This is a genomic window from Peristeroidobacter agariperforans (assembly GCF_004138335.1).
Lineage (GTDB): Bacteria > Pseudomonadota > Gammaproteobacteria > Steroidobacterales > Steroidobacteraceae > Steroidobacter > Steroidobacter agariperforans.
The window spans coordinates 312,584-338,696 of the sequence record NZ_RYFW01000005.1; the positions used below are offsets into that span (position 1 = coordinate 312,584).

Genomic DNA, 26,113 nt, shown 5'->3' on the forward strand with positions numbered 1-26,113 from the left:
GTTCGTCTACCGCACGAGCTCCTTGCCCTCCCATACCTTGCGCTCTGGCGCACGCGGATCATTCACGACGTTCGATTGCGTATTGAAGATCATCGTGGCGCGAGTCTGGGCGTCATAGGCGGGCCACTTCGGCATACCGGCATGATTCGGGTTGCCGGTGCGAGCAAAGGCGATCCACGCCTCACTCATCGCATCTTCGACGGCCTTCGCGCCCGGCCGAGCTGTCGGGCTGGCCGTTGCATTGCTGAACACGAACGCGATCTCCGAGCCGTGCGCGGCCTTCAACGGCGACGCCTCGAAGTCGAAGCTATACACGTAGACGGGCGACACTTTCGAGGCGGCTTCAGCGAGCCGTACCGTGCCGATGTGAAAGCGGTTGCTGCGAATCGCGACCATCAGATCCCACGGCGACGCTTGCGGTCGGGACTGCTTGTAGGCGGCGATCAGAGCATCGGTGTTTGCGCCGTAGTCACGCAGCACATCGTCACGTAGCTGCGCCTCAGTCATCTTGCCGAACAAGGGATGCTCGCGTGCGTAGATCGAGTACTCATCCTTGTTTGAGCCAACCATGACCGGGATGCCTCGCGCGCTCGCCGCCACTTCGGGCTCGAACATGTCGTCGGGCAAGTAGCTGCCATCGACGACGGGGCCGAAGTCTGGCGTCGTGCGGCCCGTCGTTGTCACTGCGGCGAGCAGCTCATCCATCGGCACAGCCTGCAACTGGGCGACGGTTTTGAGGCCCAGCTTCTGCATCACCGCCTGTGCGTTCTTGATGGCCGTCTCGGCAGGCATGCCACGCGTGCGCGCGCCGCTTTGAATGATGCCTCGCTGAAAGAGGCCCTTCGCTGAGGGCACACCCAGCAGCGTCGAGACCTTCACGCCACCGCCGGACTCACCGAAGATCGTCACATTGCCCGGATCGCCGCCGAACGCTGCGATGTTGTCCCGGACCCATTCGAGGGCGAGCTGCATGTCCTGCACGCCCACGTTGCCCGATGTAGCGAACTCTGTGCCCCCCGCTTCGGCAAGGTGCAAGTACCCAAAGACGTTCAAGCGATGATTGATGGTCACGACGACCACATCGCCGCGCTTCGCGAGCCTCGCGCCGTCGTAGAGAGGCTCGGAGCCTGCGCCTGCGTAGAAGCCGCGACCGTGCAGCCACACCATTACCGGACGTTTGCCGTTGCCGGCGATGGCGGGCGTCCAGACGTTCAGTACGAGGCAGTCTTCGCTGGGTGACAACAGTTCGCCTGGCGTCGTCGTGCGACGTCCGGGGTCGCCCGCCTGCGGGCAGATCGCTCCGAATTTCACCGCGTCCTTTACGCCCTCCCACTTAGCGACGCGCTTCGGCGCTTTGAATCGCGCGGCGCCCGCAGTGGACTGGCCGTAGTGCACGCCTTTGAAAACATACACAGCGGACTCTGGCAGCTGAGCGCCCCGCAGACGCCCCTCCTTGGTTGCAACGATCGGCTCATCTGCGTGGGCGGTAGTGCTACACAGCCACGCGCTCGCGAACATCGCGAGCCAACGCCAGGTTCTCATGTGCCATTCCTCTTATGAGTTCGATAGCTTCAATGCTGCTTGCATGGCCGTGCGTCGCGGCCCGAATGGATCGTTCACGATGGCGCTGGAATCATCGAGCACCAACGTTGCGCGTTGTGCCGCCGTGTAGGGTGTCCACTTCGGCAACTTCGAGGTGTTCGGATCGCCGGTGCGGGCGAATGCGATCCATGCATCGGCGATCTTGTCCGCCAACGCCGCAGCACGTGGGCCGCCGCCGGTGAATCTCGACGACCGCTCGGTGTTGTCGAACACGAAAGCGATTTCCAAGGCGTGGGGCGATTTCAGTCGACCGCCTTGCACCGGGGTTTCCCAGGTGAAGTAGTAACAATGCACCGGCGCTTTGCCGAGCGCTGCGCGCCGCTCCGCGATCGTCATCAACGGTGCGCAGTAGCGCTGATCGCTGATCATCAAAAAGAACAATTCGGAGGGCGTGGCGGTCGGCTCCGCCTTGCGATAGGCCGCGAGCACGGACTCGGCCTGATCGCCGAGCAGACCTTTGGCGCGTGCCTGCAAGCCCGCCTCATCGAGCTTGAAGGCTGCCAGGTCGCCCGCGAGCTGCAGTGTCATCTCGGTACGATTGGTGCCGATGATCAAGGGCACGTCCGCCATCAACGCCGATGCCTGCGGATGAAACGGATGCTGCGGCAGGACTTTGCCATCGACGACCGGCGCGAAACCATTCGTCGTGTGCGACAGGCGATGCTTGCGGCTGGCGGCGTAGAACGCGCCGATCATCTTCTCGACCGGCACGTCCTGCAGCTTGCGAAAATCCGCCCACGGGATCTGCAGTTCCGCGAGCAAAGCATCGGTCGACTTGGCTGCCTCTTCCTGCGAGACAACCTTGATCGTCGGCCCGCTCTGATTGACCGCCGCATGGAACAAGCCTTTGGCATCGGGCATCGCGAGCAAGGTGCCGACTTTGCGACCGCCACCGGACTCACCGAAGATCATCACGCGATTCGGATCGCCGCCGAAGCTCTCGATGTTGTCGCGGACCCAGCGCAGCGCCTGAACGATATCCAGCATGCCGACATTGCCGGTGTTCGCAAACTCAGCGCCGCCAATGCCGGCCAGATACGTGAAGCCCATGACATTCAGTCGATGATTGATCGTGACGACTACCACATCTCCGCGCCTGGCGAGATTGGTCCCGTCATAGCCCGGCGAAGACCCAGAGCCCGCCGTGAAGCCGCCGCCATGGATCCAGAACATCACCGGACGCTTGCCGCCGTCGCGTAAGCCTCGCGTCCATACGTTGAGGACCAGGCAATCTTCGCTTTCGGGGCGATCGCTCAGTTCGCCGATCAAGGCTGCTGGGCCACCCGTCGCGGGCGGTTTGCCGGGCTCTCTTTGCGGAGTACTGGGGCCGTAGTCGAGCGCATCTCGCACGCCCTTCCAAGCCACCGGCGGCAGAGGGGGCATAAAGCGATTGCGCCCGCCCGTCGGCGCGCCATAGGGCACGCCCTTGAAGATGTGCACGCCCTCTCGAGTGAGCCCTTTGACTTTGCCAGCGGTCGTTTCGGCGACAGGATCCGAAGTGGCGAACGCCCGGGGCGTTTGTAACAGCCCAGCGGTCACCACCGCGCCTACACCGCTCGCAATGACCTCACGCCGCGAGTACTTGCCGACCATAGTCCCCCTCGATCAGGCATTCGTTAGTGTGCGACCATACTAACCCTGCGCACCGGCCTGGCCAGTGCCGACAATGTCAAGAAAAGTCCTGACCCTTTATGCCGCTGCCCAAACGCGCGATCGCTGCCAGCTTCCTGCCGGATCAATATCGTTACTGGTATTCGCTGAGCAAACTGGCGATGGATCCGCTGTATGAAGCCGTGCCCGGTGCATTCGATGACGAGCGCGAACCGCTGCTGGATCTGGGATGCGGAATTGGTTTGCTACTGCACTGCCTGCGTGCCAGCGGTTGCACATTGCCGTACGTCGGTGTCGACACCGATGCCGCGAAGATCGAAGCAGCACGCGTCGCCTCGGCGCGCGGCGGGTATAACGATGCGGACTTTCAGGTATGCGACTTGAGCGTGCAGTTCCCGAAGCATCGGGGGAGTGTCGCGCTGCTGGACGTCCTTCAGTATCTGCCGCAGCAAGCGCAAGGAACGTTGCTCGAGCAGGCCGTTCAGTGCGTCAGCGAACGAGGCAAGCTGGTGATTCGCACCGGACTTGCCGACGGCTCCTGGCGAAGCACGATGACCCGAGCTACCGATCGCTTCGGTCATCTGGTCGGCTGGATGAAAACATCCTTCAAGGCCCAACCTTCGGCGCAGGAACTGCGCGCCGTTCTGCAACGACACGGCCTGCACGCCGAGTTCAAGCCGCTGTGGGGGCGTACTCCATTCAACAATTGGCTGGTGATCGCGCGGCGCTCAGCGAGCGCCGCGGCTTGAAGGATCGCCTCAAGGATAGATCTCGATTTCCTTGATGCCGTAGTTGCGTGCAGTCGTGCCCCGTTTGGTCGCGAACACGCGGATGAATCGTCCTGTCCCAGTCAACCCGCGCACATCATCGACACCGCCATCGCCGGCCGTCGTCTTGTAGAGATTGGCCCACGTGTTAGTGCTCACCTGCGTTTGAATCGTGTATTCGGACGCATAGGCCGTGTCCCAGATGAGGCGCACGCGCGAGATCGAATAGCGCTGGCCGAGATCCACGTAGATCCATTGCTTGTCGGCAGCGCCAGGCGCGCTATGCCAACTGGTTGAGGTGTTGCTATCGGTGACTTTGGCGGCGCTGTACGTGCTGCTCTCGGTCGAGCTCGGATAAGCCTTGCGCCCCTTCGCGAGATTGCGCGGCGATTGTGCCGCCGCCATCATCGTGCCGAAGTTCTTCCAGCCCGCGGCCTCGAGCGGCCGCTCGTCACTCAGGAACGTCAGCCGATCAGCGCCCGAAGCCTGCGGCCAGATTTCGACGAGCTCCAACTCCAGGCCTCGGGCAACAGCCGCGGCGAGGCGCTCGCCGAGATAGATCGGATAATCGCCTTCGTCGATGGGGCCGCCCCCGGAGCGAGTCACACCGAAGCTGCCGGTGCCCGTCTCGGACAACGCGAAACGTTTGCTACGGGCCAGAGCGAATTCGATTGCCGCAGGCAAGCCCCAGCCGCGCGTCGGGTTCCAATAGTCCGCCGCCGGATAATCCCAGATCACGCGACGATTAGCCGCGTTCGCAAGCCAGTCCGCGAGTGTGACGTTCTGACCGCTCGTCCAATCGTGGTAGGCGGTTTTGTCCCGCGAGCGCGTCGGGTTCCAGATCGGGCTGTAGTGAGTGGGCGCGACGATATCGACATAGGCATCGCCCGGATAGCTGCTCTCCTCGCTCAGCCCGTAGTTGGCGTATGACGCCGATGGGCTCCACATGGTCTCGATGACCATGCCATTGGCCTTCGCATAGGCGTGTGCCAGATTCGCCACGTGACGCCAGGCGGCGATGTAAGCACTGCGGGTCGCCTCACTGCGAACCTGCCAGCCATACCAGTTGCCGTTCTGCTCCCAGCCGATGCGCAGATAGATCTTGCGAAACCCCTGGTTCTTGAACACCTCCAAAATGGCCGGCCAGACGCGATGTCGGTCTGTGCCGTCAGCGTCGTACTTCCCCGCGGCAACAGCGTTCATCATCGCCACGGCCGCCGCTTCGCTGTACTTGCCGCGATTCGGATCGTCCGCCGGCAGATTGAGCTGATAAGCGGTGGGATCGTCGGTGAGGCCGACGCTGACGATCGGAATCAGCGTGGGCCGTCCATCGGCATCGAGTCGATTCAGATATTCCACCGCGCACAACTCCGCCAGATTGCCGGCGGCCCACGCAGCGTTGTTGCGCCACTTTGGATCGTACGTGCCGGCGCTCCAGATCGGTTCGCGATAATCGACGAACACATTGGTGGAGTTCGGGATCTGCTGCACCTTGCTCACGAAGGCGCGATAGGCAGGCGCCGCGGTCGCGGGCGTTGCCTCCCCAACAAAAAAGCCAAGCTTGTCGAACTGCTGCGCATGAGCCGCCGCCGCGCCCATCGACATCCACAAAGCCAGCAACCGTGCCGCTACTCTCAATGTCCTCTCCTTCAGTGCCAGCCCGCGACTCATTCACGGGTCCATTGCCTGTCGATACAGGATCGGCACTACGAAGGCAGTTATTGATGAGCGCGACTGGCAAAGTCACGCCGGCAAAGCGGGCAACGCGAGTTCAGAGTTTTCCTTGAGCGTCCTAAGCGACGTCCTATGCCCCAATCGGGCATAGGGTGTAACCAGCGCGCGCGGGTGCTCCAAACGGAGCTGCTGCATTATTGGTTAACAAATGTTAGAGCCAACAGCGACACGTGCACCACGAGCGTGCGTCATGTCTCCGGCGTCGCTGCCTCTGTCGATTCGGCTGCGGCGGTTTTCTTCGCGTGTTCTTCCATCCACACGCGCAACGATTTGGGTCGCATGTCGGTCCACACTTTGCCGACATAGTCGAGGCAGGTCTTTTTATCGCCCGCGACGCCACAGTCAGTCCAGCCGCGCGGAATGTCCATGCCGTCCAGCCACAGGGAATATTGCTCTTCCTCGTTGACCAGTACGCGGAACTTGCCGTTCTCGTCGTCAAACCCACCTGCCATGGCGCGCTCCTTCATAACGATGCGATGAGCGGCGCGATGCTAACGGGAGTCGCGGTTCAAGAGCGCGGCGAATGCTTGGACGGTTGAGCGATACAGTGAGCTCACAGGCGAGAACCTGCGATTTCACAGCGTGCAGAGGCTGATCTCGCGCTGCGAGGTGGCGTACGCGGCTACACGTCTGGCGTTGGATTGTTGGGAATGATGGACTACTTGATGCCGGCGATGCCGAGATTGATCCAGCCGTGATCGTGACCGCGAACCTGCGAGCGTTGCAGTCGTTCGACATTCCGGCAACCGGCCCGTTTCAACGCCTGTTCGAGATAGCGATAAGAGAACACGGCCAGGTGCCAGTTCGGGTGTCCGAGCGTGCCGACACCATCGCCATACGAAAAGATGCGCCCCGAAGCCCAGCGACACGCGTCCTTTTCTTCGTTGAAGCGATACCAGCCGTCCTGCTCGTAGTCGGGCGAGTGGCGCTCCTCGGCATCGACGAAGGCTTTGCAGATCTTCAAGCCATCCGGCACCCAGATCTCCAGCCGTCCCTCGGGCGCGACGATGCGCACCCACTCCGCCAGCACCTCCTCGGTGCGGTACCAGGGAATGTGTTCGAGAATGTGACTGGCGTAGACCACGTCGAACGCGCCGTCGCGAAACGGCAACCGCTTCGCGGCGTCCCACAGAAAATCGACGTTCGAGGCGGGAATGACATTGAGCGTCTCGAAGCCGGCGATGCGCTCTTCGCCCGGGCCGATCTCGAGCTTGCGATGTTTTCTGGAGCGTCGCGCCAGCAGGTGCGCCGGCGTCAACACCAGCTTGTGGAGCACCGTGAGCGGCAGATTGACGAGCCGTTGACCGGCAAAGAAGGCGCGTTTAGCGGCGGGACGGAAACGAGGCGGGACGAGCGACTGCAGAGCGTTCAAAGCTTTCTCCGCTATGAATAACTTTCATGACGACAGCCCCCGCCGCCGTCCGTAGTGTACAGCAATCGGTCTGCATGGAAATAAGGCGAGGTGGATAGCAGCGTGTCTCGATCTGCATACGTTCGCAGGCAATTCTTGACGGTCGGGGCTCGACGGTGCGCTACGATAACCGCCTCCCTCGTTCGGTCGGTGCCCGAGCTCATGCGAACAATAACGATGGCAGCGCTGCTCGCCGGCGCCCTGCTGCAGTCGGCGTGCAGCGATCGAGCTGCGGTGGCGTTCGATACTTCGGTCGATACGCGGCAGTTGATGAACTGGATGATCGACCCGAGCTCCAAAGTGGTGTTTGGCGCGGTCGCGACCATCATCACCGAGCAAGGCGAGCAGAACGTGCAGCCCCACACCGACGAGGAATGGAACCACGTTCGTAACAATGCGGTCATGGTGCTCGAGGCCGGCAACCTGCTGATGCTCGAAGGCCGCACCCGCCCCTCATCGGTTCAGGATGTCGCCGATTGGAACGCGAAAGCTCGCGCCATGAGCGCGGCTGCTCGAACTGCCATCGCGGCGACCGACGTAAAAGACCCCGAGGCGTTGTTCGCCGCTTCCGGAGACATTTATCAAACCTGCACCGACTGTCATGCCAAGTACATATTCACTGCGCCGCCAGATGATCGACAGTAAATCTCTGATCCTTGCGCTCGTCGGCTGTGTGCTCGGCAGCCAGGCACTGGCGCACGGCGTTGCGCCCGAGGATCAATCGTTACTGGAGAATGCCAGCGGAATGCAACTGCTGACGTTCATGTATCTCGGCGCCAAGCACATGGTCACCGGCTACGACCATCTGCTGTTCCTGTTTGGCGTCATCTTCTTCTTGCACCGGCTCAAGGAAGTCGTCGCCTATGTCACGCTGTTCGCGATCGGCCACAGCGTCACGCTGCTGTTGGGGGTGTTGGGCGGACTCAAGGTCGATCCCTATTTGATCGATGCCATCATCGGCCTGTCGGTGGTCTACAAGGCGCTCGACAATCTCGGCGTGTTTCAGCGCTGGCTCGGCGTGCAGCCGAACAACAAGGTCGCGGTGCTGGTGTTCGGTTTCTTCCATGGCTTCGGCCTCGCGACGAAGCTGCAGGATTTTTCTTTGTCGCCCGACGGGCTGGTGCCGAACATGCTGGCCTTCAACGTCGGCGTGGAGATCGGGCAGGTGTTGGCACTGAGCGCCATCCTGATGGTGATGATGTACTGGCGCACGGCGCCTTCGTTCACGCGACACGCCAAGGCGGCGAATGTCTTGTTGATGGCAGCGGGTTTTGTGCTCGTGGGCTTTCAGCTCACCGGTTATTTCGGCAGCGATACGAGCGCACGCACCGTGGCCAGCGTCATGCACGCGCATCCTCGCAAGCCTCGCACGGTGCGCATCGAGATCAACGTGCAGCCTCGCGAAGAGCTCGAATACAAAGCCGAGCTCGCGGCGGGCGAGCCCCTGCTGTACTCGTGGACCACGCAGGGCGCGGGCCCGGTGTACTACGAGTTTCATGGCGAGCCGACCGAGGGCGAATGGCCCAAGGACTATTACCGCAGCTATGAAACCGTGGAGCGCAGCCAGACGGCGCACGGCTCGTTCGTCGCGCCCTTCACGGGCAGGCACGGGTGGTACTGGCGCAACCTCAGCGATGCACCGCTGACCATCGTGCTCGAGGTCAACGGCTACTTCACCAAGCTTGGCCGGATCGAGGCGCCCGCTACGCTTTAGCCGGCGTCATCCAGGGCAGCGTGTCCAGATCCAGGTTGCCGCCGGTGAGAATGATGCCGATGCGGCGCCCGGGCATATCCAACTGGCCGTCGACCAGCGGGCCGTAGCCCACCGCGCCCGACGGCTCGACGATGATCTTCAACACTTCCCAGATCGTGCGCATCGCATTGACGATCTCGGTTTCCGAAACCGTGACGATGCCCTCCACGTGACGCTGGATCTCTGCAAACGTCAGATCGCCGAGCGTGCCCCGCAGGCCGTCGGCGATCGTGTTCGGCGAAGTACATGGAATGATCCGTCCTGCGGCCAACGACTGCGCGGCGTCATCCGCGCCTTTCGGCTCGACACCGAACACACGGATTTCCGGGTTGATGCTCTTGACGGCTACCGAGATGCCGCTGATGAGACCGCCACCGCCCACCGGACACAGGATGTCGGTGAGATCCGGCACGTCCTCCAGCAATTCCAGCGCGGTGGTGCCCTGCCCCGCCATCACTCGTGGATCGTTGAATGGATGAATGAACACGGCGCCAGTGCGCTCGACCACGCTGTTCGCAGTACTGACCCTTGCCGCATAGGTCGGCTCGCAAAGAATCACTTCCGCCCCGTAGCGTCGCACCGACGCGATTTTCGCCTGAGGCACGGTCGACATCATGACGACATACGCCGGAATGCCTCGCAATTTTGCCGCCCGCGCCAAGGCGGCGGCATGATTGCCGGACGAATGCGTCACCACACCGCGCTTCGCTTCTTCATCCGATAGCAAGGCAACCGCGTTGGTCGCGCCTCGCGCCTTGAACGCGCCGATCTTCTGCAAGTTCTCACATTTGAAGAACAGCCGTGCGCCCGCTCTCTCATCGAGCGCCTCGCTGGTCATGACCGGCGTGCGGTGAATGCGGTCCTTGATACGGCTGTGAGCGGCGCGGATGTCGGCCAGGGTCAGGGTCATTCGCATCCCCGTGAATGGTGTCGGTGCGGGCGCGTGGCATTATACGCCCATGCGCATGCGACAAATCGAAGCGTTTCACGCCATCTATGTCAGCGGCTCGATCAGCGGCGCCGCGCGCGTCCTGAACGTCTCGCAGCCCTCGCTCACCAAAGTGCTTCAGCACGCCGAGCAACAGCTGGGATTCGCGCTGTTCCGTCGCGTTAAGGGCCGGCTGGTCGCCACCGACGAAGCGCACGTCCTGTTTCGGGAGGTGAGCGACGTTCACGATCGTCTGTCGTCCCTGCGCAAGACGGCGCGCAATCTTCGCAGCGGCTCGGCCGGCAACGTTCGCGTCGCTGTCCTGCCGGCGTTGGGTCTCGATCTCGCGCCGGCCGCCGTGGCGAAGCTGCGCAAAGCCCATCCGGCGGTGACGTTCGATCTGATGACTCTGCACCACGACGACGTGTTGCGATCTCTATACGAGCGCCGCAGTGAAGTCGCGATTGCCTACGCACCGGCGCCGCATCCGCGACTCAAAATCATCGAGCTATGCACGGCAGAGCTGGTGCTCATGCACGGCCGTGAGGCCGCGAAGATTCCCGCTCGCATCGAGCTGAGTTGGCTCAAGGGCAAGGACATCGTGGGCCTGTCAACCAGCGGTCCGGTCGGCGATTTGTTTGCGGCCGCGCTCGGCCGATCACACGTCATCGCCAACGAAGTGATCTCTGCACAAACGTTTTATCTCGCCGCGGCCCTGGTCCGCCACGGCGCCGGCATCGCAATCGTCGACGAGCCCACCGCCTATGCCATGAGCGATGCACGCACCGATATCAAGTGCTTCGACCCGCCGATGCGATTCAACGTTTGCGCCATCCATCTCGAAGACCGGCCGTTGTCGCAATTGGCACGCTCGTTCGTGCAGGCGATGAAGGAGCAGGTTCTGCAGGCGCAGGCCGCCCACAACCCGCGGAGCCGATAAAGGCCATAACCCCAGTCTATGGGTGCCGTAAGCTTCGCTATTGGACGCCGGCGACCGGATGAAAAATCATTACCGTCATGATTATTCCTGCGCCCTATCTGCTGTATCTCGGAGCCGCGACCGATCCGCTGTCCATCAAGACCTCGCGGGGCGTGGCTGACTGGCGGCGCGAGCTGTGCGTCGGCCAGCGTCGCCTGCCCGGCTGCGATCTCACGCTGGGTCTGGACGATCTTTCCTATTCCGAAGCCGTGGCGCGCGGCGCGAAGACGATGATTCTCGGCGAAGCGAATGCGGGTGGCGTGCTCAGCGAGGTTTCAGCGCGAGAAGTCGTCGCCGCGTTGGAAGCGGGCTTGAATGTCGCGTCCGGTTTGCATCAGCGCCTTGCCCAGCACCCCGACATTCGACATGCCGCTCGGCGCACGGGGCGCCTGCTGTTCGACGTTCGAGAGCCCCCCGCTGACTTGCCTATCGGCAACGGTAGCCCACGTCCCGGCCGTCGCTTGCTGACCGTGGGCACGGACTGTTCGGTTGGCAAGATGTACACCAGCCTCGCCCTGGAGCGGGAGCTGCGCCGACAGGGCCGGCTCGCAGATTTTCGTGCGACCGGTCAGACCGGCATCCTGGTGGCCGGCAGCGGCGTGCCCATCGATGCGGTCGTCGCAGACTTCATCGCGGGCGCGGCGGAATGGTTGTCCCCGGCTCGCCATGACGGCGGCTGGGACATCATCGAAGGTCAAGGTTCGCTGTTTCACCCGTCCTACGCCGGCGTATCCCTCGGGTTGTTGCACGGCTCACAGCCGAATGCACTGGTGATGTGCCACGAGCCCACACGAACTCACATGCGCGGGTTGCCAGGAAGAGCACTGCCGTCGCTCAAGGAATGTTTGCTCGCGAACCTCGAGGCGGCACAAGTCACGCAGCCTGAGGTCGTTGCGGTCGGCATCGCGTTGAATACTTCGAAGCTCGATGCAGGCGCCGCACGCCGTTTGTGCGAGCAGATCGAGAACGAGCTCAACCTGCCTTGTGAAGATCCCATCGCCATGGGCGCCGGCAAGATCGTGCGACGGCTGCTCGAATCCTTCCCGGACGCAGCCAGTTCGAAGGTCAGCGCAGCAGGTTCACTGACAGCGTGATGATCAGTGCGTTGCTGAAGTCGACAAAGAAACCGCCGACGATGGGCACGACGAGAAACGCACGTGGCGCGACGCCGTAACGCTCGACCACGGAGCGCATCACCGCCATCGCGTTTGCCGTCGTGCCGAGCATCACGCCCGCGAAGCCGCCGCTCATCACAGCGGCGTCGTAGTCCTTGCCCATGAGCTTGTAGATCGGACCGAGGCAGACCAGGGCGACCATCGCCGTCTGCAGGATCAGGTTGATCAGCAAGGGCCACGCCAGGCTCGCAAGCTCGAGCAGATTCAGCGTCATCAGCGACATCGAAAGAAACAGGGACAGCGTGACCGCGCCGATGGTGTCGAGTGACGGATGGGAAAGCCGCAGCCATCCGGTGGCGTCATCCACGCTTCTGAGCACCGCACCGACAATCAACGCACCGACGTAGGCCGGCATGGTGACGCCGGCATTCTCGATGAGCTGGCTGATGCCCGAGCCGAGCCACATGGCGACGAGCACGAACGTCAGGCTCTTGAGAGCGGCATAGACTGGATCGGCTTCCGGTTCGGCAGGAGCCGCGACCGTTTGCTCGGAAGGCGACTGCCCGCCTCCCGCACGCAGACGATTGCGCTCCACGAGCAGCGTGGCGAGCGGCGCACCGACGATACTGCCCAACACGATCCCGCCCATCGCAGTGGCCAGCGCGATCGACCCCGCGCCTGCCACGCCCGCCTCTTCAAAGAGCGGCGCAAACGCCATCCCCGTCGCCGGTCCACCGCTGAGCGTGACCGCGCCGGTCAACGTTCCAAACAACGGCGGCAAGCCAAACATCGCAGCGACGCCTGCGCCGAGCACGTTCTGCAATAACGCCAGGATCGAACACGCCAGCAGAAAGATCACAACCTGCGGTCCGCCAGCGCGTAACAGTCGATAGCTCGCACCGAAGCCGATGCTGGTGAAGAACGCGATCATCAGAGGCCGTTGCAGCGTTGTATCGAATTCCATCGGCGCCGGAGCGAGCGCGCGATGCGCCAGCACGATGAGCGACATGGTCAAACCGCCGATGACCGGCGCCGGAATGTTCAGCCGCTGCAGAATCGGCACGGCGGCGCGAGCTCGATAGCCGAGAAACAGCAGCAGACTCGCCAGCGCAGTGGTTTCGATCAGGCCGAACTTCATGCAGCGAGCAGCGTGGACGGCAAGCGCACACCACAATTCGCCGCGGTTTCCAGCAATCGCCCGGATTGCAGCAGCGCGAGCGTGGCTCGCATATCGGCGTGCAGATAACGATCGTCTTCCAATGCCGGCGACAGCGCCCTGACCTGCTGTCTCACCTGCTCGAGCACGTTGCTGCTCGACAAGGGTGTGTGAAAGTCACAACCCTGCACGGCCGCGAGCAGCTCGATCGCAATCACCGCGTCCGCATTCGCCGCCATCGGCAGCAAGCGACGTGCAGCGTGGGCGGCCATGGAAACGTGATCTTCCTGATTTGCCGAGGTGGGAATGGAATCGACGCTCGCGGGATGAGCCCGTTGTTTGTTCTCGGACACGAGCGCGGCGGCGGTGACCTGCGGCAACATGAATCCTGAGTTCAATCCCGGACGCGGCGTGAGAAACGCAGGCAACCCCGAGAGCGCCGGATCCACCAGCATGGCGATGCGCCGCTCGGCCAATGAGCCGATTTCACAGAGCGCCAGAGCGATGATGTCCGCCGCAAAGGCCACCGGCTCCGCGTGGAAGTTGCCGCCCGAGAGCACCGCGTCGTCCTCGGCGAACACCAGCGGATTGTCGGAAACGCTGTTCGCTTCGATCTCGAGCGTGCGAGCGGCGTGACGCAACAGGTCGAGCGAGGCACCCATCACCTGAGGCTGGCAGCGCAGACAGTACGGATCTTGTACGCGAGCATCATTGTCCCGATGCGACGCGCGAATCGCCGAGCCTGCCATCAGCTGCGCCAAGGCCGTCGCCGACTCGATCTGACCGCGATGTCCGCGCAGTCGATGTATACGCTCATCGAACGGAGTGTCCGACCCTTTCGCAGCTTCAGTGGACATCGCGCCAGAGATCAGTGCGTGACTGAACAATTGCTCGGCTTCAAACAATCCGGCGAGCGCATAGGCGGTCGAGAATTGTGTACCGTTCAACAACGCAAGACCTTCCTTGGGGCCGAGCGTGACCGGCTTCAGTCCCGCCGCAGCCAATGCGTCAGCCGCAGGCCGCGCTACGCCGTCGACCAGAATTTCTCCAACGCCGATCATTGCGGCCGACATGTGCGCGAGCGGCGCGAGATCGCCGGATGCGCCAACGGATCCTTGCGCCGGCACGACTGGAAGCAAGTTGCGCGCGAGCATGGCTTCGAGCAATTGCAGAGTCGGCAATCTCACACCCGACGCGCCTACCCCGAGACTTGCAATCTTCAGCGCCATCATGAGTCGCACGATGGCGGCCGGCATGGGATCGCCGACACCCGCCGAATGCGATAGCACGATGTTACGTTGCAAGCGCTCCAGGTCCGCGATCTCGATGCGCACCGACGCCAGTTTGCCGAAGCCTGTATTCACTCCATAGACAGGTGCGCCCTTGTTGACGACGCGCTCGATAGCAGCGGCGCTGCGTTCAACGGCTGGGAAGCAGGAAGGGTCGAGCGTCGCTGACGCGCCCCTGTATACACGCTGCCATTGTTCGAGCGTCACCGCACCCGGTTTTAGTATCTGGCTCATCGCTCGATCCTCCGCAGCCGCGCTTCGACGAGCTCAGTATATCGCCGCGGCCTCGGATAAGTGATCGAGCACAGAGGATCCCCGTCCGCAGTGCTGACGGACGGAGCAGGTTCCCTGAAGAGATTTACCTAAGCGGCGTCGGCTCAGAGACGCTTGATGTCGACCGGTGCTTCGACCAGCGGGCCCGGCGAAGTCACCGTGCCGAGATAAACGATGGCGACGATGTGATCTTCCGGCGCAAGGCCGCACAGCTCTTTGACGCCGGCATCATAGGCGGCCGCACCTGTCTTCCACTGTGCGCCGAAACCGAGTGCCTGTGCCGCGAGCAACATGTTCTGCACCGCTGCCGCCGTCGCGCACACCTGCTCGATCTCGGGAATCTTGCCCTTGCTGATCTTAGCGCCGACGACGATCACGACCGGCGCGCGCATCGCCTTGCCTTTCTCGGCATCCAGATGTTCCTGCGTAGAGCCAGGCACTCGAGTGCGCAGCGAATTCGCCATCGCGGCGCCGAGCTTCTCGCGGGCAGCACCTTCGAGCACAGTGAACCGCCAGGGACGTAAGCGCCCATGATCCGGAGCACGCGTGCCGGCACGAATGATCTGTTCTACCTGCACGGCGCTCGGCGCCGGCGCGGCGAGCTTCAGCGGAGAGGTCCGCGACTGAATACCTTCCAGCAGATCCATCGTCTGTCCTAACCTATTAGAGCGTCCGGACTTGCATGGCGAGATGCAGCCGGTCGCCCTTCATCGTACACATCGAAATGTCGGCGCCGCCGTCGACCGCCCAGGTCCGAGCCAGCGCTTGCGAGGGGATGTAGACCGGCAGCTTGAACTGCGTGTCGATCTGAATCTTCATGTTCGGAATATGCGGCGCGGCCGAGGCCAGGCAGCGCCCCATGGACCACATGCCGTGCGCCACGGCCTGCTTGAAACCGAACATCTGCGCGGTGCGCGCCGTCAGGTGAATCGGATTGAAATCGCCGGAAACGCGCGCGTAGCGCCAGCCGGTGTTGTCCGCGACTTCGAGCGTGTCGGTGTGCGTGCCGGTTTCGGGATGGTGCGAGCGCTCGATCACCGGACGCTTGCTGCCCTCTTTCGGCCCCGACGTGCCGCGAGCAAACATCGTGCTGATCTCTTCCCACACCAGCGTGCCGTTCTGCTCGTAGCTGGTGGTGAAGTCATATTCCTGGCCGAAGTCCGTCTCACGCATGGTCTCGAAGTACACCCGCAGACGCAGCGGAGCGCGCTCATCGACCGGCGCCAGTACTCGAATCGTATTGCGCAGGTGAATCAAGCCCAGCACCTTCACCGGGAAATTCTTCACGACGAACAGCTGCATGTGCAGCGGCATCGCGAGCACGTGCAGGTAGGCCGGCGGCAATCCCTTCGCCGCCGCGGGCACGGCGCACACATCGCGATAGCGCTGCAGATGCGCCGCCGACAGCTTCACCGTGCGAGCTTCGAGCTCGACGGGCTCGATCACCGTGCCGGCAGGCGCGCTGTACGGCTTCTTGCCGAGCAGCACGCGCGCGTACGCAGGCACCATCGAGGGGCGGCGGGCAAAAGAAATCTTGGTCGGTGCTGACATCAATGAGCGACGGTTTAAGGACAATGACGGTGACGAAGCTCAGGGCACGACGCGATCGATGACGATGGTCAACGGACCGCTGCTCTTGCCGAATTCATATTCGGCCTCGCCATACAAATCTCCGCTTTGCTGCTGAGGCGCGCCGGAGCGCGACAACCGTGCAACAACTACCACCTTCGGTACGCTGGCAATGGAGCGGGACGGAATCATCGCATCACTTTCCGAGAGTGTCACATTCAATGGCAGCGAGTCGGAGCTATGCCGCTGCACAGCGAGCGGCGGGCCGCCCGCGCTTGGGTCGCGAGCCAGGATGAAGAGCGGCAAAGCGCCGGTCAGCTGTTGGCGCAGTTGCGGCGACAAGGAGACGGAGACTTGAATCGCCCGCGACCCCGCAGCCGGCGCGGCCGAAGGCGTTGAAGCTTGCGCCGGTGGCGCTTCGCCGCCGGCAGCTGCAATCTGCTCGTCCAGATCCTGGACCTGCCGGGCGAGCACGCCGCGTATTTCTTCGGGCGGATTCTGCGCCAGGAGCATCTTCAGACGGTCCCGACCGAGACGCAGGTCGCCCGAGCGCAACGCGGCGACACCGCCATACCAAAGCGCCTTGGGATGATTCGGCGCCATCGCCAGCGCCGCATCGAACAGCTTGCCGGCACGGCCCGCCAACGAGGCTTCGTCGGTGAGCGCCAGCGCTTCGCCCAGCCCGACGACGGCTTCGACGTCCTGACCCTTCGACAGCTCATACGCCTGCTGGTAGGCATCCGCGGCGCGCGCGTAACGGCTCATCGCCGTGTACGAGCGACCGAGCATGATCCAGCCTTCCAGGTTGTCCGGATTCTCTTTGAGCTTCGCTTCCAGGCCAGCGAGGGCCTGCTCCATGTTCGCCGCCTGCGCGCTTTCGATCTGCACGGCCTTCCAGTCCCAGTTGCTGAGACCGGCGTACATGAGGACGGCGAGTACGGGCACCAGCAGTGCGACCGCGAGACCGGAGAAACGCCGCTCGGTGCGATACGACGCGAGCTCCGTCGACTCAGCCGCCGCCCCCTTCTCTTGGGGAGCACGCAGTAGCGGCAGCACCATCCACAACAGCGCCGCCAGCAGCATGGCGACGCAGACGACGATGAAAACGGTCACGAGGCACCCAGGCCGGGATCGGCAGGATCGGTGTCAGGAAGCTTGGATTTTCGCGAGATCACGATGGCCGCGACGAGGCCGCCGCCGATGACCAGCAGCACCGGCGCGGCCCACAGCAGCCAGGTGCGAGGCGTGACCGGCGGCTTGTAGAGCACATAGTCGCCGTATCGATCCGTCATGTACTGCATGATCTCCTGATCGCTCTTGCCGGCCGCCATCAACTCGCGCAGCTGGCGGCGCAAGTCGGCGGCGAGCTGTGCATTGGAGTCGGCGATGGTCTCGCTGCGACACTGCAGACAACGCAGCTCGCGCGCCAGCCGCTCGTAACGAGCCTGCTGCACGGGATCCTCGAAGGCCGGCGCCTTGTCGATGGCCAGCGCCTGGAAGCCGAACAGCGTAAGCATCGCGGCCAGAAGAAGTTGTTTCATGGCGAGCCCGCCTTTGCCTGCGACAACAGCGGCACGAACTCCTGTTCCCAAATCTCCACCGTGATGGGCGCCACATGTTTCTTGATGACCTTGCCGTTCGCGCCAACCAAGAACGTTTCCGGCGCGCCGTATACGCCCCAATCGATGCCGACGCGACCGTCGCCGTCGAACGCGCTCACGACGTACGGATTGCCCAGTTGTTCCAGCCAGTTCAACGCCGCTTCGCGCTCGTCGTTGTAGTTCAAGCCGACAATGGGCACTTCACCGCGTCGAGCGATCTCCAGCAACGCGCCGTGCTCCTGCCGGCAGCCCACGCACCAGGAGCCCCACACATTGAGCACGTACGCTTTGCCGGCGAGTTCGCTGTTCGAGAAGGTCTTGGCGGGATCGTCCAGACGGGTCAGCTCGAAGACCGGCGCGGCCTTGCCGATCAGCGGCGATGGCAGCGTTTCTTTGTCGCGGCCCAGGCCGAAATACAAAAAGCCGACGAGGACAGCGAACAGCCCGATAGGAAGCAGGTACTTAAGCATGCGGTGGCGTGGCTCAGGCAGTCTTGGCGCCGGCTGCGGCGGCGGCGCCTTCATCGACGGTCACCCGCTTGCGGTAGCGTCGGTCGCAAATCGCAATCAGACCACCGAGGGCCATCACGGCCGCGCCCAACCAGATGAATCGGACCATGGGCTTGTACTGCAAGCGCAGGCTCCAGGCGTCCTCGCCGAGCGGCTCGCCCATGGCGACGAACAGATCGCGGTTCCAGTGCGCATCGATGCCGGCTTCGGTCATGGCGTTCTTCTGCACGCGATAAACACGCTTTTGCGGATGCACCACGGCGACTTGCTCGCCATCGCGCGTGATCACCACTTCGCTCTGCACGGCTTGATAGTTCGGACCCGCGACGTCTTCGAGCTTGGTCATGGTGAACTGGAAGCCGGCGTGCTCGGTGGTCTGGCCGGGCTTCAAGCTCAGGTCGGTCTCTTCCTTGTACGACTCCACCGTGGTCGCGCCGATGATGAAGAGCGCGAGACCGAAGTGAGCGACGCTCATGCCGACGATGCTCGCCGGCAGCGAATGGCCGTTGCGCCAGCGGCTGATCGGATCGACCAAAGCTGCGCCGGCGACCCAGAACGCCGCCGTCAGCCCGACGATGGTCATCACGGAATTCCAGCCGTACACGCCTGCCGACACTGCGAGCGCCAGCACGACCGCTACGCCCAACAGCACACCGAGAATTTTCTTGGTCGATTCGAAGGACGCCTTCTTCCAGGCCGCGTGCATACCCGGCGCGAGCAGGAACACCATCGGCAACATCGGCACCAGGAACATCGCTTCGAAGTACGGCGGACCGACAGAGACTTTGTCGAGACCGAACGCATCCATGAACATGGGATAGGTCGTGCCTAGCAAGATCACGACGGTCGCGCCCACCAGCAGCATGTTGTTGAACAGCAGGAACGACTCACGCGAGACGGGCGCGAAGCCGGCATTCGAACGAAACAAGGGCGCGCGCCAGGCGTACAGCCCCAAGGCGCCGCCGACGCAAACTCCAAGGAACGACAGGATGAAGAGGCCGCGGCCCGGATCGCTCGCAAAAGCGTGCACCGACTCGATCACGCCGGAGCGGACCAGGAACGTGCCCAGCAACGAAAGAGAGAACGCCGTGATCGACAGCAGCAACGTCCAGCTCTTGAACAACCCGCGCTTCTCGGTCACCGCCAACGAATGAATCAATGCGGTGCCGATCAGCCACGGCATGAACGAGGCGTTCTCGACCGGATCCCAGAACCACCAGCCGCCCCAGCCGAGCTCGTAGTACGCCCACCAGCTGCCGAGCGCGATACCGCAGGTCAGGAACATCCAGGCGACCGTGGCCCACGGCCGCACCCAGCGGGCCCACAGCGAATCGAGCTTGCCTTCCAGCATCGCCGCCACCGCAAACGCGAACGGCACGGAGAAGCCGACGTAACCGATGTAGAGCATCGGCGGATGGATCGCCAACGCCGGATCCTGCAGGAGTGGATTGAGATCGCGGCCATCGGGCGCGGCCGGCCACAAGCGCAGGAATGGATTCGAGGTCATCAGAATAAACAGCGCAAAGCCCGCGCTGATCAGACCCAACACGCCGAGCACACGGCTCGTCATCTGCTGAGGCATGTTGCCGCTGAAGGCCGCAACCCCGAGCGCCCAGGTTGCCTGCACGAGCAGCCACAACAACAAGGAGCCTTCGTGCGCGCCCCACACAGCGGCGAATCGATAGAACGTCGGCAGCTCCGAGTTGGAATTCTGCGCGACGTACAGCACCGAGAAATCGTTTTGATAGAAAACGTACGAGAGACAGGCGAACGAGAACAGCGTGAACACCCACTGACCCGCGACCGCGCGATTGGCCAGCGCGATCCAATGCGGACGCCGCCAATGTGCGCCCATCAAGCCGAAGAATGCCTGAGGCAGCGCCAGGCAGAACGCCAGGATCAGCGCGAAGTGTCCGAGTTCGGCGGCCATGTCGCTTCCTAAGTGGTGGGCAGCGGCCCGTCGGCCGGCGGCTTCTGATGCTGCTTCTTCAGCGAGTCCGCCACTTCGGGCGGCATATAGTTCTCATCGTGCTTGGCGAGCACTTCTTCGGCGATGAATACGCCATCGGCACCCATGCGTCCGCGCGCGATCACGCCCTGCCCCTCACGGAACAGATCCGGCAGTACGCCGGTGTAGCTGACCTTCACGTTGTGGGCGTAATCGGTGAGCACGAAGTGTGCCTCGAGACTGCCCGGCTCCCGCTTGAAGGTGCCTTCGGGAACCATGCCACCAACGCGGAACACGCGATCCGCAGGCGCTTTGCCCGCACTCACGTCCGAGGGTGAATAGAAGTACAGCAGATTGTCCTGGAAGGCAGTCAGCGCGAACGCGGTGGCGGCGCCCACCCCGAGGACGATCAGTGCAACCAGCGTCATGCGACGGCGACGAGGGGTCATGACGGTGACGACGACTCCGAGTTGATTGAATCCGCGATCTTGAGCCGGCGCCGGGCGCTCAGCACCTGCTCGGCCAGCGAGCGCTTGCCCAGCCACACGTTCAGGACCAGCACGGCCAGCACCAGTCCATAGCAGGACCAGACGTAAACGCCGTAATCCCCCATGTCAAGTACGTCTTTCAAGTTCATGATCGGGCTAGACTTTCGCTTAACCAACTGGCGTTGCGCTCACGCCGGAGGATCTCTCCGCGCAGGCGGTCACAGAGCACCGCGCCGAAGTACAGAATGAAGGCCAGCATCATGATCAACAACGGCCAGAGCATGGACCCTTCGATAGAGGGGGCGGCAAGTTTCGAGATACTGGGGCCCTGGTGCAAGCTGTTCCACCAGACCACCGAGTATTTGACGATGGGCACATTGACCACACCGACGATCGCCAGGATCGCGCTGGCCCGATCGGCGCGCTGCGTGTCGTCAAATGACGCTCGCAGGGCCATGTAGCCCAGATATAAGAAGAGCAGGATCAGTTCCGAGGTGAGGCGCGGATCCCATTCCCACCAGGTGCCCCACATGGGCTTGCCGTAGATGGAGCCGGTCACGAGCGTTGCGACCGTGAACCAGGCGCCGATCGGCGCACAGGCCGCGGCCACCGCGTGGGCCAACTTGATCCGCCAGATCATGCCGACACCCGCCGCCACGGCCATGACGACGTAGATCATCAATGACAGCGATGCGCTCGGGACGTGGACATAAATAATGCGGAACGCATCCTTCTGCTGGTAATCCTCGGGCGCCAGCACCAGGCCGCCGACGGCGCCGACGATCATCAAAAGGATCGCCGGCCAGAACAGCCACGGGCGCACCAGACCGGCCGTGCGGTAGGCGTAAGGCGGCGAGCTGAGCTTGTGAAACCACAGCCACATAGCTTTTTTAGGACTCCACACTGATCCGCATGGCGGCAGCCATGGCAAAAGGCCCGAGGCTGACGAAGAACAACAATAGCGCTGTCAGCAAGTTTAGCGGACCGGCCACCGGTTCGCCGTGCATGGCCAGGTCCACGGCGCGGGCGCCGAAGATCAGCACCGGCATCTCCAGCGGCAGCACCAGCAACGCTAACAGCACATTTCCCCGCCGGACACTCACCGTAAGAGCCGCACCGATGGCTCCAAGCACCGACAGCGATCCGGTGCCCAGGGCCAGCGTCGCGGCCAGCACCGGCCATACAGACTGCGGCATTCCCAAAGCAGTTCCCACGATCGGCGCCATCAGCACCAATGGCAGCCCTGTCAGCAGCCAATGCGCGAGCGTCTTCGCCAGCAGCAACAGGGACAACGGCTGGCCCGACAGCACCCACTGCTCCATGGTGCCGTCTTCGACGTCGGGCCTGAATAGCGATTCAAGGGCCAGCAACGAAGCCAGCATGGCGGCCACCCATAGCACCCCCGGCGAGATCTTGCGCAGCTCGTCCAGCGCGGGACTGATCGCCAGCGGGAACAACGTCGTGACGATCACGAAAAAGATCAGCGGCTGAAGCACCTGATCCCAATGGCGCACGGCCAGCCGCAGGTCGCGCGTCAGCACCAGCATCAGGATTTTGCCCAGCCCGGGCGTCGTCTGAACGGACGACTGCATCAGCGCAACTCCAGTGTACGTACCCCAGGCTGGCCCTGAAGTAGCAGCTGATGTGCGGCCGTGAGGATCATGCCGCCGGTTCGCATGTGCTCGGCGATCCGCGCTTCGAACAACGCGATGCCGGCCTTGTCGAGGTTGGTGATCGGCTCGTCCAGAATCCACAGTGAGGCGCGCGTCAGCATGATGCGGGCCAGAGCGACTCGCCGCTTCTGCCCTGCCGACAGCGCGCGCACCGGCAAGTCTGCGCAAGCTTCGACTTGCAGTAACTGGAGAGTTTCGCGTAGCTCCTGCGTAGTGACTGCGCGCCGGACGGCTACACCAAACCGCAGGTTCTCCAGCGCCGTGAGCTCGGCTTTGAGGCCGTTCACGTGCGCCAGGTAGGCAAGCTCGCGATGAAACTCATCACGCCCATCTGGCAATTGCTGCCCCTGCCAGACGATCTCGCCCGACTCGGTCGGCAACAAGCCCGCCACACAGCGCAGAAGACTGGTCTTGCCGACGCCATTCGGCCCGACGACCTGCAGCAGCTCGCCGCTGTAAAGGGCAAAGGACACGCCGCGTAACAGGTGTTTTTCGCCGCGCCAGAGATGGACGGCGCGCGCTTCTAATTGCGGCTGCGGCGAAGTCGCAGCGACCTGTGCAAGCATGCTTGGTGTCGCGCTAAGTTCTGTGTGTAATGGTTTGTGCGCGCGCAGTTTAGCATGCTGCCCTCAAGTGGCTTACAATCCCCGCCCCGCCCGTGCCTGGGTGGCGAAATTGGTAGACGCAAGGGACTTAAATTTTTGAGCACCCGGCTCGGAAACGGCCGGCGTGAATGGGGTCAAATTCGGGGAACCAGCCTCACGCTCGCGCTTCACCGCGCACGTGCCTGCAATCCCGAGCTAAGCCTGGGCGATGTCCAGGAAAGTGTAGAGACTTGACGGCCCCTGTCTAACTTCCGCGCTCGCTCGCGGAACACGACAAAGAGAAAGTCCAGACTCCAAACGACCAACGGATCAACAGTCCGTCGGTCGGCAGCGAAAGCTGTAGCGAGTACGAAAATCCCTCGGGGGCAACTCCGTACCGGTTCGATTCCGGTCCCAGGCACCATCTCTGCTTCTGAAGACATCGCGTGGTGTCTTTGAAGCTCCCGAAAGCAGCCAATATCCCGAGAAATTCCATCCGGCTTCGTCCGAGGTGATCCGCTGGCAGCCTGATACCTTCGGGGGTAGAATCCAGGGGTAGATTCTGCAGCGGGGGTAGAAATGCTAACCGAGGCCGCCATCCGCGCCGCCAAGCGACGCGACAAGCCCTACAAGCTCTTCGACGAGCGCGGGCTCTACCTGCTCATCGATCCCAAGTATTCCCCGGGGTGGCGATTCAAGTACTACTTCGAAGGTAGAGAGAAGCTGCTGAGCCTCGGCACCTATCCGGACGTAAGCTTGAAACGCGCACGTGAGCGCCGTGATGAAGTGCGTCAGCTCATACTCGACGGCATTAACCCCAGTGCCGAGCGACAGGCAAAGAAAGCTGCGCTCGCCGACTCGTTCGAATCGGTCGCGCGTGAGTGGTTGGGAAAGCAGACCAACCTTTCCGAAGCAACACGCCTTCGTGATGCTGGCCGGCTGGAGCGATTCGCCTTTTCGCAGATCGGCAGTCGGCCGGTATCTGCAATCAAGCCTGCAGACCTGCTTGCTGTGCTTCGCCGTGTCGAGGCGCAAGGGAAGATAGAGACCACGCATCGTGTGAGATCACTATGCGGCCGTGTCCTGCGGTATGCGGTCGCGACGGGGCGCGCTGAGCACGACGTGAGCGCAGACCTGCGGGGCGCTCTCGCGCCGCTGGAAGTGAAGAACCGTGCCGCCATTACTGATCCGAAGCGCATCGGCGAGCTTCTACGCGCGATGGACGATTATTCAGGGCAGCCGGCAACTATGGCGGCCCTGAAGCTCGCGCCACTGACGTTCGTGCGTCCAGGCGAGTTGCGGGCCGCCGAATGGACTGAATTTGACCTGGACCAAGCGGTGTGGCGAATCCCGGCCGCGCGAATGAAGATGGCCGAGCAGCATCTAGTCCCGCTATCCCGCCAAGCTGTTTCAATCCTGCGCGAGCTTCACGCTATGACCGGCGATGGGAAATACCTCTTCCCTTCCCTGCGGACACCTATGCGATGCATGAGCGACAACACGGTGAACGCCGCCCTGCGTCGCCTGGGCTACTCGAAAGAAGAAATGACCGGGCATGGCTTTCGCGCGATGGCGTCAACTTGCCTCAATGAGCAGGGCTGGCATCCCGATGTGATTGAGCTACAGCTGGCCCATAAGGAACGAAACAAAGTGCGCGCAGCCTATAACCGCGCAGAGCGTCTAGCAGAACGAAAGAAGATGATGCAGGCTTGGGCCGACTACCTCGACGGGCTGAAAGCCAAAGGCGCGGTAGTCGCAATCCGCTCGAAGCGTTTCGGCTAACGCCGCGCCTAGGCTCGCTACCGAAAGTTGGGTAACCCTGCCCAATTGGCGCGGTGTCTCTCAGGGACCGCGTAGGGTGCGACATGGCAAAGATTCCGGACGAAAGCCCCGAGGATTTCTTGGTTTGGCGGAAATTCGGCCGTACTGAATGGGACGATATCTATGGCACCGGCCTTGCTCGGAGCGCGCCTCACAAGGATATAAAGGCGCGTGAGCAATTCAATGAGTCAGTGGCGCAGTATAGGGAAGAGCTTGCCGCCAAGCCGCCTGAAGAACTAGAAGAAATATACCGAGAAGAGTACGACAAATGGGCAGCTGAGCAGAACGAAAAGGCGCAACGGGAAGAGGACCAGCGCTTTTTTAACCTGCCGTCGGCAATGCCCAAATACGACCACTGGACCAAGTGCTCGCATTGGACGATTGAGGAGGCTATCGCGCTTAGCCTTGGGCGTGATCCAAGCGCAGTGAAGTGGGAGTATCTCAAACCCATCACTCACAGTTCAGCCTTCGCTCGCAAATACGAGCAGCGCCGTGATCTGGCGACGCGGGCTGTGGTTTGGAGCCAATTGTTCGACCCGGTGTTACCGACGCTTTTTCTCGCGTGGGCAGCCAAGTATGAGATCGAAGTCCCGCCTGAGCTGATAGCCGGAGTCAAAAAGTTCGGCGGCCTGATTGCGAATTGGAAGGACCTCTACGATAAACAAACGGAGCTTGTGAGGACGAAGGAATCGACTATTCAACAGTTGCAGGACGCTTTGGATACTGCGAATCGATCAGTATGCGAGCTGCAAGCTCAAATTGATCCGCTCCAACACGAGCCACCACATAAGGAGGAAAGTAATGTCTCGCGCGCGAGGGCTGCCGAGGCAGTCGAAGGCAAAGAAAGGAGTCTAGTTGCGGCTCTCGTCTTCGGCATGGCGGTTGCCAAATACCGTCACGATCCAGACGCAGCACGGAGTCCTACCGCGTCCATGATTGCCAGCGACCTCGAGCGCTTGGGGATTCAGATTACGGATGAGACCGTCCGTAAGTGGCTGAACGAGGCAAAGGAGAAGGTAGACCTCAAGCGAACAGAATAGGGCTAGAGCCGTCGATCTGAAGAGTTGGCGGCGGGTCCCAAGCAACAGCGATAAGGCGATATCGCCTTTGTCTAGAGCGATATCGCCCTAGGCCGTACCTCCCGCCTTTAGTGTCGCCGTCCAACTGATGCCCACTGTCAACGGTCATTCAAATTTCCCCATCTGCGGTCATTGAGAATTCCTCACCCACCCGCCCGGTCCTCAGTTAATCGTGGTGGTGGGTTCCTCTGAGCGAATCAACCCGGCCTTGAGCTTCTCCTTC

General features: G+C 62.4%; 25 protein-coding genes and 1 pseudogene. 7 read left to right on the forward strand and 19 right to left on the reverse strand.

Features of this window, described 5'->3' with window-relative positions; translation table 11 throughout:
• Window positions 1-6 precede the first annotated feature (6 nt).
• Window positions 7-1,542, reverse strand: a complete 1,536-nt coding sequence (locus EK373_RS29125; protein WP_129648488.1) for a carboxylesterase/lipase family protein — start codon at window positions 1,540-1,542, stop codon at window positions 7-9.
• A gap of 12 nt (window positions 1,543-1,554) precedes the next feature.
• Window positions 1,555-3,195: a carboxylesterase/lipase family protein gene (locus EK373_RS29130; RefSeq protein ID WP_129648490.1), complete on the reverse strand. Its 1,641-nt coding sequence runs from the start codon at window positions 3,193-3,195 to the stop codon at window positions 1,555-1,557.
• Window positions 3,196-3,293: 98 nt separating this feature from the next.
• Between EK373_RS29130 and EK373_RS29135 the strand changes: the two genes are divergently transcribed.
• Entirely contained in the window at window positions 3,294-3,962 is a 669-nt protein-coding gene (locus EK373_RS29135) for a class I SAM-dependent methyltransferase (protein ID WP_129648492.1), read from the forward strand.
• Between the two features lie 9 nt (window positions 3,963-3,971).
• On the opposite strand, the gene EK373_RS29140 is transcribed toward EK373_RS29135, so the two are convergent.
• The 3 genes from EK373_RS29140 to EK373_RS29150 form a co-directional block, all read right to left on the reverse strand.
• Window positions 3,972-5,618 (reverse strand): galactose-binding domain-containing protein, encoded by a 1,647-nt coding sequence (locus tag EK373_RS29140; RefSeq protein WP_198683732.1) that lies wholly within the window; start codon window positions 5,616-5,618, stop codon window positions 3,972-3,974.
• A 284-nt stretch (window positions 5,619-5,902) separates the two neighbouring features.
• Window positions 5,903-6,166 (reverse strand): MbtH family protein, encoded by a 264-nt coding sequence (locus tag EK373_RS29145; protein ID WP_129648496.1) that lies wholly within the window; start codon window positions 6,164-6,166, stop codon window positions 5,903-5,905.
• Between the two features lie 206 nt (window positions 6,167-6,372).
• Window positions 6,373-7,086, reverse strand: coding sequence for a class I SAM-dependent methyltransferase (locus EK373_RS29150; RefSeq protein ID WP_157994593.1), 714 nt, complete (start codon window positions 7,084-7,086; stop codon window positions 6,373-6,375).
• Window positions 7,087-7,287: 201 nt separating this feature from the next.
• Between EK373_RS29150 and EK373_RS29155 the strand changes: the two genes are divergently transcribed.
• Window positions 7,288-7,770, forward strand: coding sequence for a cytochrome c (locus tag EK373_RS29155; protein ID WP_129648500.1), 483 nt, complete (start codon window positions 7,288-7,290; stop codon window positions 7,768-7,770).
• Window positions 7,757-8,437, forward strand: a pseudogene (locus tag EK373_RS34145) (HupE/UreJ family protein); the annotation flags it as partial. The gene EK373_RS29155 and the pseudogene EK373_RS34145, both read left to right, overlap by 14 nt.
• Window positions 8,438-8,828: 391 nt before the next feature.
• Here EK373_RS34145 and EK373_RS29165 read toward each other — a convergent pair.
• Window positions 8,829-9,788: a pyridoxal-phosphate dependent enzyme gene (locus EK373_RS29165; protein WP_198683735.1), complete on the reverse strand. Its 960-nt coding sequence runs from the start codon at window positions 9,786-9,788 to the stop codon at window positions 8,829-8,831.
• Window positions 9,789-9,837: 49 nt separating this feature from the next.
• Between EK373_RS29165 and EK373_RS29170 the strand changes: the two genes are divergently transcribed.
• Window positions 9,838-10,746 (forward strand): LysR family transcriptional regulator, encoded by a 909-nt coding sequence (locus tag EK373_RS29170; RefSeq protein WP_198683736.1) that lies wholly within the window; start codon window positions 9,838-9,840, stop codon window positions 10,744-10,746.
• Window positions 10,747-10,823: 77 nt separating this feature from the next.
• Window positions 10,824-11,879, forward strand: a complete 1,056-nt coding sequence (dgcN, locus tag EK373_RS29175) for an N-acetyltransferase DgcN (RefSeq protein WP_129648508.1) — start codon at window positions 10,824-10,826, stop codon at window positions 11,877-11,879.
• Here the strand turns inward: dgcN and gltS are convergent.
• The 13 genes from gltS to ccmA all read right to left on the reverse strand — a co-directional run bounded on the left by gltS (window position 11,851) and on the right by ccmA (window position 22,972).
• A complete protein-coding gene (gene gltS / locus EK373_RS29180; protein WP_129648510.1) occupies window positions 11,851-13,038 on the reverse strand; it encodes a sodium/glutamate symporter in 1,188 nt (395 codons plus the stop codon). The genes dgcN and gltS overlap by 29 nt on opposite strands.
• Window positions 13,035-14,579 carry a histidine ammonia-lyase gene (gene hutH / locus EK373_RS29185; protein ID WP_129648512.1) on the reverse strand — a complete coding sequence of 515 codons (1,545 nt, stop codon included), beginning with the start codon at window positions 14,577-14,579 and terminating at the stop codon, window positions 13,035-13,037. The genes gltS and hutH overlap by 4 nt, the downstream gene beginning before the upstream one ends.
• Before the next feature lie 143 nt (window positions 14,580-14,722).
• Window positions 14,723-15,265 (reverse strand): nitroreductase family protein, encoded by a 543-nt coding sequence (locus EK373_RS29190; protein WP_129648514.1) that lies wholly within the window; start codon window positions 15,263-15,265, stop codon window positions 14,723-14,725.
• A 16-nt stretch (window positions 15,266-15,281) separates the two neighbouring features.
• Complete coding sequence (locus EK373_RS29195; RefSeq protein WP_129648516.1) at window positions 15,282-16,169, reverse strand: MaoC family dehydratase; 888 nt, start codon at window positions 16,167-16,169, stop codon at window positions 15,282-15,284.
• 39 nt (window positions 16,170-16,208) lie between these two features.
• The gene (locus tag EK373_RS29200; protein WP_129648518.1) at window positions 16,209-17,300 is read right to left on the reverse strand and encodes a tetratricopeptide repeat protein; all 1,092 of its coding nucleotides are present in this window, start codon (window positions 17,298-17,300) and stop codon (window positions 16,209-16,211) included.
• Window positions 17,297-17,728, reverse strand: coding sequence for a cytochrome c-type biogenesis protein (locus tag EK373_RS29205; protein ID WP_129648520.1), 432 nt, complete (start codon window positions 17,726-17,728; stop codon window positions 17,297-17,299). Before EK373_RS29205 ends, EK373_RS29200 begins: the two co-directional genes overlap by 4 nt.
• On the reverse strand, window positions 17,725-18,258 hold the full coding sequence (locus EK373_RS29210; RefSeq protein WP_129648522.1) for a DsbE family thiol:disulfide interchange protein: 534 nt from the start codon (window positions 18,256-18,258) through the stop codon (window positions 17,725-17,727). The genes EK373_RS29205 and EK373_RS29210 overlap by 4 nt, the downstream gene beginning before the upstream one ends.
• Before the next feature lie 13 nt (window positions 18,259-18,271).
• Window positions 18,272-20,227 carry a heme lyase CcmF/NrfE family subunit gene (locus EK373_RS29215; protein WP_129648524.1) on the reverse strand — a complete coding sequence of 652 codons (1,956 nt, stop codon included), beginning with the start codon at window positions 20,225-20,227 and terminating at the stop codon, window positions 18,272-18,274.
• 8 nt (window positions 20,228-20,235) lie between these two features.
• The gene (gene ccmE, locus EK373_RS29220; RefSeq protein ID WP_129648526.1) at window positions 20,236-20,694 is read right to left on the reverse strand and encodes a cytochrome c maturation protein CcmE; all 459 of its coding nucleotides are present in this window, start codon (window positions 20,692-20,694) and stop codon (window positions 20,236-20,238) included.
• Window positions 20,691-20,876 carry a heme exporter protein CcmD gene (ccmD, locus tag EK373_RS29225; RefSeq protein ID WP_157994594.1) on the reverse strand — a complete coding sequence of 62 codons (186 nt, stop codon included), beginning with the start codon at window positions 20,874-20,876 and terminating at the stop codon, window positions 20,691-20,693. The genes ccmE and ccmD overlap by 4 nt, the downstream gene beginning before the upstream one ends.
• A gap of 2 nt (window positions 20,877-20,878) precedes the next feature.
• Window positions 20,879-21,616, reverse strand: coding sequence for a heme ABC transporter permease (locus EK373_RS29230; protein WP_129648530.1), 738 nt, complete (start codon window positions 21,614-21,616; stop codon window positions 20,879-20,881).
• 7 nt (window positions 21,617-21,623) lie between these two features.
• Window positions 21,624-22,295: a heme exporter protein CcmB gene (gene ccmB, locus EK373_RS29235; protein WP_407676225.1), complete on the reverse strand. Its 672-nt coding sequence runs from the start codon at window positions 22,293-22,295 to the stop codon at window positions 21,624-21,626.
• A gap of 29 nt (window positions 22,296-22,324) precedes the next feature.
• On the reverse strand, window positions 22,325-22,972 hold the full coding sequence (gene ccmA, locus EK373_RS29240; RefSeq protein ID WP_129648534.1) for a cytochrome c biogenesis heme-transporting ATPase CcmA: 648 nt from the start codon (window positions 22,970-22,972) through the stop codon (window positions 22,325-22,327).
• Between the two features lie 597 nt (window positions 22,973-23,569).
• Here ccmA and EK373_RS29245 point away from each other — a divergent pair.
• Entirely contained in the window at window positions 23,570-24,772 is a 1,203-nt protein-coding gene (locus tag EK373_RS29245) for a tyrosine-type recombinase/integrase (protein WP_129648536.1), read from the forward strand.
• Between the two features lie 83 nt (window positions 24,773-24,855).
• On the forward strand, window positions 24,856-25,851 hold the full coding sequence (locus EK373_RS29250; RefSeq protein ID WP_129648538.1) for a hypothetical protein: 996 nt from the start codon (window positions 24,856-24,858) through the stop codon (window positions 25,849-25,851).
• Window positions 25,852-26,113: the final 262 nt, after the last annotated feature.

What these genes read in the sequence shown, in the direction of transcription:
- EK373_RS29125 (WP_129648488.1), bottom strand. Translation starts at nt 1,542, where the DNA reads ATGAGAACCTGGCGTTGGCTCGCGATGTTCGCGAGCGCGTGGCTGTGT.
- EK373_RS29130 (WP_129648490.1), bottom strand. Translation starts at nt 3,195, where the DNA reads ATGGTCGGCAAGTACTCGCGGCGTGAGGTCATTGCGAGCGGTGTAGGC.
- EK373_RS29135 (WP_129648492.1), top strand. Translation starts at nt 3,294, where the DNA reads ATGCCGCTGCCCAAACGCGCGATCGCTGCCAGCTTCCTGCCGGATCAA.
- EK373_RS29145 (WP_129648496.1), bottom strand. Translation starts at nt 6,166, where the DNA reads ATGGCAGGTGGGTTTGACGACGAGAACGGCAAGTTCCGCGTACTGGTC.
- EK373_RS29155 (WP_129648500.1), top strand. Translation starts at nt 7,288, where the DNA reads ATGCGAACAATAACGATGGCAGCGCTGCTCGCCGGCGCCCTGCTGCAG.
- EK373_RS29165 (WP_198683735.1), bottom strand. Translation starts at nt 9,788, where the DNA reads ATGACCCTGACCCTGGCCGACATCCGCGCCGCTCACAGCCGTATCAAG.
- EK373_RS29170 (WP_198683736.1), top strand. Translation starts at nt 9,838, where the DNA reads ATGCGCATGCGACAAATCGAAGCGTTTCACGCCATCTATGTCAGCGGC.
- dgcN (WP_129648508.1), top strand. Translation starts at nt 10,824, where the DNA reads ATGATTATTCCTGCGCCCTATCTGCTGTATCTCGGAGCCGCGACCGAT.
- gltS (WP_129648510.1), bottom strand. Translation starts at nt 13,038, where the DNA reads ATGAAGTTCGGCCTGATCGAAACCACTGCGCTGGCGAGTCTGCTGCTG.
- hutH (WP_129648512.1), bottom strand. Translation starts at nt 14,579, where the DNA reads ATGAGCCAGATACTAAAACCGGGTGCGGTGACGCTCGAACAATGGCAG.
- EK373_RS29190 (WP_129648514.1), bottom strand. Translation starts at nt 15,265, where the DNA reads ATGGATCTGCTGGAAGGTATTCAGTCGCGGACCTCTCCGCTGAAGCTC.
- EK373_RS29195 (WP_129648516.1), bottom strand. Translation starts at nt 16,169, where the DNA reads ATGTCAGCACCGACCAAGATTTCTTTTGCCCGCCGCCCCTCGATGGTG.
- EK373_RS29205 (WP_129648520.1), bottom strand. Translation starts at nt 17,728, where the DNA reads ATGAAACAACTTCTTCTGGCCGCGATGCTTACGCTGTTCGGCTTCCAG.
- EK373_RS29210 (WP_129648522.1), bottom strand. Translation starts at nt 18,258, where the DNA reads ATGCTTAAGTACCTGCTTCCTATCGGGCTGTTCGCTGTCCTCGTCGGC.
- EK373_RS29215 (WP_129648524.1), bottom strand. Translation starts at nt 20,227, where the DNA reads ATGGCCGCCGAACTCGGACACTTCGCGCTGATCCTGGCGTTCTGCCTG.
- ccmE (WP_129648526.1), bottom strand. Translation starts at nt 20,694, where the DNA reads ATGACCCCTCGTCGCCGTCGCATGACGCTGGTTGCACTGATCGTCCTC.
- EK373_RS29230 (WP_129648530.1), bottom strand. Translation starts at nt 21,616, where the DNA reads ATGTGGCTGTGGTTTCACAAGCTCAGCTCGCCGCCTTACGCCTACCGC.
- ccmA (WP_129648534.1), bottom strand. Translation starts at nt 22,972, where the DNA reads ATGCTTGCACAGGTCGCTGCGACTTCGCCGCAGCCGCAATTAGAAGCG.
- EK373_RS29245 (WP_129648536.1), top strand. Translation starts at nt 23,570, where the DNA reads ATGCTAACCGAGGCCGCCATCCGCGCCGCCAAGCGACGCGACAAGCCC.
- EK373_RS29250 (WP_129648538.1), top strand. Translation starts at nt 24,856, where the DNA reads ATGGCAAAGATTCCGGACGAAAGCCCCGAGGATTTCTTGGTTTGGCGG.